The following is an 8,102-nucleotide window of genomic DNA, read 5'->3' on the forward strand; positions in this document are numbered from 1 at the left end:
GGACTGACGCGCAAGAGGTCAAGCGAGACAGACATCGACGGTGGTAAGGCCTACCCGCACCACCAGGGCAGGGCCTGCGCCGACGGCGTGGGGCGGCGCCGCCTGGAACTGCTCAGCAGGCCGAGTTGTGGGAACAGGCTCCGACCGGCGAGCGTGTAATCGGCTACTTAAGACTACTTGCTCAAGCGATTTCGGTGCTCGCCCGCGCCAAGCAGGAAGCGGTCCGGCGGCGCACCAAGACCGGCAACGAACTTCGGTCGCTGTTGCGCGAGTACTACCCGGCGTGGTGAATGGTTGGGCAGATCAAAAGCGGAAGCGGGTTTGGGTGAATCCGTCGCCTTTGCCGAAAGCGAGAATCTTGTCCGGGGCGACGCCGTAGACCTGGGCGATGCGGCCCTCGGCATCACCGAATCCGCTGTCGAGCACCGTGAAATCCCAGTCCAGTTTCGACTTCCACAGCCGTGCAAGGCTTTCCAGGACGGCCGGATCGACGACCCGGTGCGCTGTGCCCTCCACCACTACGTCGAGGCCGCTGTTCAACTGGTTCGTGCCGGTGGTGAGGATGCAACGGGGTTCGGCGGCAAGGTTTTTCGCCTTTTGTTCGTGAACTCCGGTCGCGATGTGCAGGCGGTTCTCGTGCCAGATCGCGGGAATGGGAGTGACGTGTGGACGGCCGTCTTTGCGCACGGTCGACAGCCAGAAGATTCCTGCCCTGTTGAGCACCGCTTCCACGGCGGACCACTCGACGGGTGTCGTGCCGGGTGAGCTGAAATCGGGATTCAATGTGCCGGTTGGCATCGTTGGCTCCTTCGGTCTACAGGTCTCATTACCTATATCGACGCCATACGCGGTCGGATTTCATCGGTCGCCGCACAGTTGCCATAGCCCATCATGCTGTCAGCCCGCACAACATCCGATACTCGGCTGCCGAGCGTTGCGGCGTGTCCGAACCCGCAGGCGAGCTGATACGAAATCAGTCGTTCTTTGTGTCGGCCGCCGCTCGCAGTTCCTCCAATAGTTCCGGCCCGGTCCAGTCGCGGCGGGCGCCGTGTTCGGCGGCCACGATCAGTTCGATGAGTCGCTGATTGACCGGTGTCGGCATCCCCACCATCGCGCCGAGGCTCACGATCTCCCCGCACAACCAGGAGATTTCGGTCTTGCGACCGAGTTCGAGGTCGTCGGCCATGGACGAGCGCGCCTCCGGATCGATGGCCAGTACCGCTGCGGCGACCCGGCGGAAGATCCCGTCCGGAACGGTCAGCAGCCGGGCCATCCATTCCGGCGGCAGCGGCGTAAGCCGGGCGGGGCGAATGCGTGCTCGGTTCATCGCCGCGAGCGCCTCGCGCTGGGTGAGGGCCAGGCAGCGCCGGAAGTCGCGGTCGGACAGTTCCTCGCGCAACGGCCGACCGGACAGCGCATTGATCGGGTTGTTGAGGTTCAGCAGCAGCTTCGCCCATTGCACCGGCAGCAGGTCCGGATACCGCCGCAGGGCCAGACCCGCCCGCGCGAACAACTCGCTGAACGGTGCGAGCACCGGATCGTCCTGCACCGCGAGCCCGCCCTCGGTGCCGCGATGGAACCGGCCGTCGGAATGGTGCACGACGTTGAACATCACCATCCCCGCCAGCACCACGCAGGTCGGCAGGATCTCGCGGATCACCTTGTCGTTGCCGATTCCGTTCTGCAGGCTCAGCACCACGGTGCCGGGACGGATCCTGCCGTCGAGATCGCGCACGGCCGCCGCGGTCGCCGCCGACTTCACCGTGACCAGCACCAGATCGGCGGACCCGACGTCCTCCGGCGTCGTCGACACCCGCACCGCATCCCCCGCCACCGATACGTCACCGCCGTCGAGGTCGGTCAGCCGCAACCCGGACACGCTGATCTCGTCCAGCACCGGCTGCCGACCGACGAATATGACATCGGCTCCGGCCGCCGCCAGCTTTCCACCAACGAAGGAACCGATGCTCCCGGCGCCCAGGACCAGCACCCGAGCGGGTGCCATCACCTCACTCACGCCGTTCCAGCCTCCGTGCGATTCATCTGGTCTCCAGGAAACCGGCCGCTTCGTAGGCGGCCAATGCGGCATTCGAGCGTTCCCGCACCGCGGTGATCAATTCGGGTGGACCGAGCACCGTGACGCCGGAACCGAAGCCGAGCAGCAGCCGCGCCATCCAGTCCATGGTGGCGAAGCGCATGGTCGCCTCGATGCTGCCATCCGGGTGCACCGCCATCCGATGCATCGGGTATTGATCGAGCACCCAACCGTAATCGCCGCGAATGCGCAAGCGCGCCAACGGAACCGCGGGATCGTCCTGGAACAGGTCGAGCGCGGCGGCTTCCTCGGTCGCGTGGCTCGGCGGCCGGGCGGGCTCGTCGAGTTCGCTGGCGGCCTCGATCCGATCGAAACGGAACAGGCGCACCCCCTCGGCCTCGCGGCACCAGGCCTGCAGATAACTGTTGTTGTCCACCAAGACAATTCGAATCGGATCGACGACACGTTCTGATACCACATCGCGACTCGCCGAGTAGTAGACCAGCCGGAGCGCGCGCTGGCGGGCCAGTGCGGAACGTACCGTCGAGACCCCCGGCGCCTCGGTCGGCAGTTGCTCGCGGGCGTTGTCGACGGCCTTGCCGCCGACGATGGCCGATTCCAGTTTGGCGATCGCCGCATGTGCCGCGGTCGGATCGACCATGCCCGGCATATCCACGATCGAGCGCAGCGCCACCAGCAACGCGGTCGCCTCGGTCGAGGTCAGCCGCAGCGGCCGGTCGATACCCGCCGAGAAGGTGACCTCGATGCTCTCCTCGGAGAACGACAGGTCGATCAGATCGCCCGGCCCGTAACCGGGCAGGCCACACATCCACAGCTGGTTCAGATCACTCATCAGCTGCTTGGTCGTCACGCCGAGATCGGCGGCGGCCTCCGCGGCACTGATCCCCGGATTCGCGATGAAGTACGGAATCATGTTGAGCAGCCGCGAGAGCCGAACCGAAAGCCGACTGCGCTCACTCATGACTGCGCCTCGCTGGCGCTCGGCTCCGTCATGACCGAGCGATGCTCAGCTGTGCCTATCGTTCGCTCGCTGCGCTCGCTCATGCCGTGACCTCCGTATGGTCGAAGACCGAGCGCAATCGCGCCACCACATCGGCGCGCAGTTCCTCCGGTGCGAGCACCACGGCATCGGGGCCGAGTCCGGTAATCAAGCGCGCCAACCAATCTCGGGATCGGATCGGCAATTCGACGACCACGCCACGGCGTTCGCCGATTGTTCGCTCTTCGAGCACGGGCCCGAGTCGACGGATCTCGCGGCCGTGGCCTTCGGCCACCCACACCGTCGCGGTGCCGGTCACCGGTGCGCTGCCGGTGACGGTGCCGACGATTTCACGCAGATCCACGCCGTCGGGTTTGCCGACCGAATTGGGTGGTCCGTAGGCGGTCACATCGTCGCCGATGCGCGACAGCCGGAAGCTGCGGACCGCTTCCCGGTTCCGGTCGTGCCCGACCAGATACCAGCGGCCGTTGTGCGTGACTACCCCCCAGGGCTCCACATCGCGCATGACATACGGCTCGTTGATCGCACCCCGATGTTCGAATCGCACCGCCTGACCCGCATCGATCGCGGCAAGCAGCTTGCCGAGCACCGCATCCGAGCCGCGGGTACGGGCCGGAACCGCGGGCACCGACGCCACCGCCGCATCGGTTTCCACATGGATCCCGGCCGCGCGCAACTTCAACAGCGCGCCCTCGGCCGCGGCCGCCAGCTCCGGCGACTCCCACATCTGCACCGCGACCGCGACCGCCGCCGCTTCCTCACTGGTCAGATCGATATCGGGTAGTTCGTAGGCGTCGCGGTTGATCCGATACCCCTCCACCGTCGAAAACCGGCTGACCTGCCCGACCTCCAAGGGAATCCCGAGGTCACGCAGCTCGTTCTTATCGCGTTCGAACATTCGACTGAACGCCTCGTCGCTGGCCGAATCCTCGTACCCCGCGACGCTGTCCCTGATCCGCTCAGCGGTCAGGAATTGCCGGGTCGACAGCAGCGCGATGACCAGATTCATCAGCCGCTCGACCTTGGATATCGCCACTCGACACAGGGTAATCGGCCGACCGGCGCACCCGCGCGTCGGCGCGCGATTCACCGCATTCCGGTTCGCGCCGCCATCATGGAACCATGATCATCGCGTTCTCCGTGACACCGCTGGGCGAGGGCGTCGACGTCGGCCGGGCCGTCGCCGAAGCCGTCCGAATCGTGCGAGCCAGTGGCCTGCCCAATCGCACCGACGCCATGTTCACCACGATCGAAGGCGAATGGGACGAGGTCATGGCCGTGGTCAAGTCCGCCACCGACGCCATCCTCGCCACCGCACCCCGCTGCAGCCTCGTCCTCAAGGCCGACATCCGTCCCGGCGTCACCGACGCCATGACATCAAAGGTCGAAACCGTCGAGCGCTACCTCGCAGAGAGCTAGCGAACGCCGACGGTAGTGAAAAGGTCGCTCAGGTCGAGCCTGTCGGCAACCATTTCACTACGCTCGACGGCTCTTTCCGGGCGCGCACGGCGTGCCAGCCTTGCGGTCGGGCCGACCGGAACTGGGACCGCTTACATCGAGGCGATAAGGCGATCCACTCGCTCGTCGACCGAGCGGAACGGGTCCTTGCACAAGACCGTGCGCTGGGCTTGGTCGTTGAGCTTGAGATGGACCCAGTCGACAGTGAAGTCGCGACCGGCTTCCTGGGCGGCGGTGATGAAATCGCCGCGCAGTTTGGCGCGGGTGGTCTGCGGCGGGGTGTCAACGGCGGCGTCGACGGCCTCGTCCTCGGTGACGCGCTTGGCCAGACCCTTGCGCTGCAGCAGGTCGAAGACGCCGCGGCCGCGCTTGATGTCGTGGTAGGCCAGATCGAGTTGGGCGATCTTGGGATCGGACAGCTCCATGCCGTAGCGATCCTGATAGCGCTGGAAGAGCTTGCGCTTGATCACCCAGTCGACCTCGGTGTCCACCTTGGCGAAGTCCTGCGCCTCGACCGCGTCCAGAGTGCGGCCCCACAGATCGACGACCTGGTCGATATTGGGGTCGCGGTCGCGGTTGCGCAGATGCTCGACGGCGCGCGCGTAGTACTCGCGCTGGATGTCGAGCGCACTGGCCTGGCGTCCACCGGCGAGCCGGACCGGACGACGGCCGGTCAGGTCGTGGCTGACCTCACGGATGGCGCGGATCGGATTGTCCAGGGCGAAATCGCGGAACGAGACGCCCGCCTCGATCATCTCCAGCACCAGCGCCGCGGTGCCGACCTTCAGCATGGTGGTGGTCTCGGACATATTCGAGTCGCCGACGATCACGTGCAGACGCCGGTACTTCTCCGCATCGGCGTGCGGCTCGTCCCGGGTGTTGATGATCGGACGCGAGCGAGTGGTCGCCGAGGAGACGCCCTCCCAGATGTGCTCGGCACGCTGGGACAGACAGAATGTGGCCGCCTTCGGCGTCTGCAGCACCTTGCCCGCACCGCAGATCAGCTGACGGGTGACCAGGAACGGCAGCAGCACATCCGAGATCCGGGAGAACTCACCGGCCCGCACGACGAGGAAATTCTCGTGGCAGCCGTAGGAGTTGCCCGCGGAATCGGTGTTGTTCTTGAACAGGTAGATATCGCCGCCGATGCCTTCCTCCGCGAGGCGCTGTTCGGCGTCGATCAGCAACTCCTCCAGCACGCGCTCACCAGCCCGGTCATGCGTGACCAGCTGCGCCAAGTTGTCGCACTCTGCGGTGGCGTACTCCGGATGCGACCCGACATCGAGGTAGAGCCGAGCACCGTTGCGGAGGAACACGTTAGAGCTACGGCCCCAGGAAACTACCCGGCGGAACAGATACCGGGCCACCTCGTCGGGGCTGAGCCGACGGTGTCCGTGGAAGGTGCACGTCACACCGAATTCGGTCTCGATCCCCATGATTCGTCGCTGCACACTATCGACATTACAGCCATGTCATGTACTCGCGTGGGGCTGCGGACAACCCCGGTGCATACGTCTTCACAACGATTTCGCACGTGAGCGAAATGTTCGGCGGAAAACTATCGGCCGAAACGAAGGCCCTCCCGAAAAATCGGGAGGGCCTTCGCGGTCGAACTATGGTGCTGGACTACTCCGCCTCGGGCGCATCCTCGGACTTCTCCTCGTCGGGCGCCGCCTCGGCCTTGGTCGCGGACTTACCGCCGTTCAGCAGCTGGTCCAGGGCCACGCCCGCGACCCGGCGAAATGCCCGCCGCGGTCGCGCCTGTTCGAGGGTGGCGACCTCGAGCGAACCCACGCCGAGCACCCGCTTGTCCTTGTCCGCGGCACCCTCGGGCACCCCGGCCTTCAGAGCCTTGACGGCTACCTCGACCGCAGCGGCCAGATCGAGTCCGGGCTGGTAGGAGCTCTTCAAGGCGGTCATGATCGGCTCGGTCGTGCCGCCCATCACCACGTATTCGCGCTCGTCCACTATCGAGCCGTCGAAGGTGATCCGGTACAGCACCGACTCCGGTGACTGTTCCGGATAGCCGACCTCGGCAACACAGATCTCCACCTCATAGGGTTTGAGCTGATCGGTGAAAATCGTGCCGAGGGTCTGTGCGTAGGCATTGGCCAGACCACGACCGGTGACATCACGCCGGTCGTACTGGTAGCCCTTCAGATCGGCCTGCAGGATGCCACCGCGGCGCAGTGCCTCGAATTCGTTGTACTTGCCGACGGCCGCGAACCCGACGCGGTCGTACAGCTCGCTCACCTTGTGCAGCGTCGCGGACGGATTCTCCGCGACGAACAACACACCCTTGTCGTAGGTCAGCACGATCACACTGCGACCACGAGCGATGCCCTTGCGCGCAAGCTCGGTCTTGTCGCGCATGATCTGTTCGGCCGACGCGTAATACGGCAGTGTCATGCTGAGGCACTCCCCTCTTCCGCGGCCTCGCGATCGGCGACGATCGCCCGCGTGATCTCCTCCAACCGCGATTCGGTCACCTCGTCGGCGCCCTCGTCGTTGATGACGATCGCCGTCGGGTAGATGCCGCGCACCAGATCCGGTCCGCCGGTGGCGGTATCGTCGTCGGCGGCGTCGAAGAGTGATTCGACGGCGATCCGCAATGCGCGGTCCTCATCGATTCCCTTGGCGTACAGCTTTTTCAACGACGACTTCGCGAACATCGAACCCGAACCGACCGCGGTATAACCGAATCGCTCCTCACTGCGCCCGCCGACCACGTCGTAGGACACGATGCGACCGGCCTTGTCCGGATCGGTGGCGTGCTGGTCGTAGCCGACCAGCACCGGAACCACCGCCAGACCCTGCAGCGCGGCAGGCAGGTTGTCGCGCACCATCTTCGACAGCTTGTTGGCCTTGCCGTCGAAGGTCAGCGAGACACCCTCGATCTTCTCGTAGTACTCCAGCTCGACGGCGAACAATCGCACCATCTCGATGGCCATGCCCGCGGTACCCGCGATACCGGCCGCCGAATAGGTGTCGGTGATGTACACCTTCTCGATATCCCTGCTGGCCAATAGGTTTCCCTGGGTGGCCCGCCGGTCACCGGCGATCAGCACACCACCGCGGAAGGAGACCGCCACGATGGTGGTTCCGTGCGGAGCCAGCTCCTTCGCGCCGGTGCCACCGGATATTCCGGTGGCACCCTCGATCGCGCCGAATCTGTTACCAGGCAACAGTTCCGGTGCGTGCATGCGCAGGTGCTCGGTGAATGACGAGAGGGCGTGCCCCGGGTGGAGACGCAAGGGGTCACCTGCTGTCACTGGCCGCCCTTCTGCACATACGCGCGAACGAAGTCTTCCGCGTTCTCCTCGAGCACATCATCGATCTCGTCGAGCAGGTCGTCGGTGTCCTCCGCCAGTTTTTCGCGGCGCTCCTGACCGGCGGCGTCGACGCCCTCCGGACCCTCGTCCTCGTCGCCGCCCCCGGCGCGCTTGGTCTGCTCTTGTGCCATAGCAGCCGACCTCCTCTGTCCTCATCATGACCAGGGCTCCATTCTGAGCACGACCCTGATCATGAGCAATGTCCGTGCCCGTACATCAACACTACCCAGCCACCCTGACAACGTGCTGTGTTATC

At 65.4% G+C, this 8,102-nt stretch carries 9 protein-coding genes; 1 reads left to right on the plus strand and 8 read right to left on the minus strand.

Annotation, left to right across the window (positions count from 1 at the left end; all coding sequences use genetic code 11):
• Positions 1–303: 303 nt before the first annotated feature.
• The 4 genes from NA5_RS22380 to NA5_RS22395 all read right to left on the minus strand — a co-directional run bounded on the left by NA5_RS22380 (position 304) and on the right by NA5_RS22395 (position 4,092).
• A complete protein-coding gene (locus NA5_RS22380; protein ID WP_062989149.1) occupies positions 304–798 on the minus strand; it encodes a pyridoxamine 5'-phosphate oxidase family protein in 495 nt (164 codons plus the stop codon).
• Positions 799–973: 175 nt separating this feature from the next.
• Complete coding sequence (locus NA5_RS22385; RefSeq protein ID WP_062989151.1) at positions 974–2,005, minus strand: 2-dehydropantoate 2-reductase; 1,032 nt, start codon at positions 2,003–2,005, stop codon at positions 974–976.
• A gap of 34 nt (positions 2,006–2,039) precedes the next feature.
• On the minus strand, positions 2,040–3,017 hold the full coding sequence (locus NA5_RS22390; RefSeq protein ID WP_062989153.1) for a helix-turn-helix transcriptional regulator: 978 nt from the start codon (positions 3,015–3,017) through the stop codon (positions 2,040–2,042).
• Between the two features lie 79 nt (positions 3,018–3,096).
• Entirely contained in the window at positions 3,097–4,092 is a 996-nt protein-coding gene (locus NA5_RS22395; RefSeq protein WP_157110570.1) for a helix-turn-helix transcriptional regulator, read from the minus strand.
• 86 nt (positions 4,093–4,178) lie between these two features.
• Here NA5_RS22395 and NA5_RS22400 point away from each other — a divergent pair, with 86 nt between their 5' ends.
• Positions 4,179–4,475 carry an MTH1187 family thiamine-binding protein gene (locus NA5_RS22400; RefSeq protein ID WP_062989155.1) on the plus strand — a complete coding sequence of 99 codons (297 nt, stop codon included), beginning with the start codon at positions 4,179–4,181 and terminating at the stop codon, positions 4,473–4,475.
• 131 nt (positions 4,476–4,606) lie between these two features.
• Here NA5_RS22400 and pafA read toward each other — a convergent pair whose 3' ends face one another.
• From pafA to NA5_RS22420, 4 genes are all read right to left on the minus strand, one after another.
• Positions 4,607–5,965, minus strand: coding sequence for a Pup--protein ligase (pafA, locus tag NA5_RS22405; protein WP_218007602.1), 1,359 nt, complete (start codon positions 5,963–5,965; stop codon positions 4,607–4,609).
• 175 nt (positions 5,966–6,140) lie between these two features.
• Positions 6,141–6,923: a proteasome subunit alpha gene (prcA, locus tag NA5_RS22410; RefSeq protein ID WP_062989157.1), complete on the minus strand. Its 783-nt coding sequence runs from the start codon at positions 6,921–6,923 to the stop codon at positions 6,141–6,143.
• Positions 6,920–7,786, minus strand: coding sequence for a proteasome subunit beta (gene prcB, locus NA5_RS22415; RefSeq protein WP_062989159.1), 867 nt, complete (start codon positions 7,784–7,786; stop codon positions 6,920–6,922). The genes prcA and prcB overlap by 4 nt, the downstream gene beginning before the upstream one ends.
• Positions 7,783–7,977, minus strand: a complete 195-nt coding sequence (locus NA5_RS22420; RefSeq protein ID WP_014351559.1) for a ubiquitin-like protein Pup — start codon at positions 7,975–7,977, stop codon at positions 7,783–7,785. Before NA5_RS22420 ends, prcB begins: the two co-directional genes overlap by 4 nt.
• Positions 7,978–8,102: the final 125 nt, after the last annotated feature.

It is taken from the genome of Nocardia anaemiae NBRC 100462, from assembly GCF_001612725.1.
GTDB classification, from domain to species: domain Bacteria; phylum Actinomycetota; class Actinomycetes; order Mycobacteriales; family Mycobacteriaceae; genus Nocardia; species Nocardia anaemiae.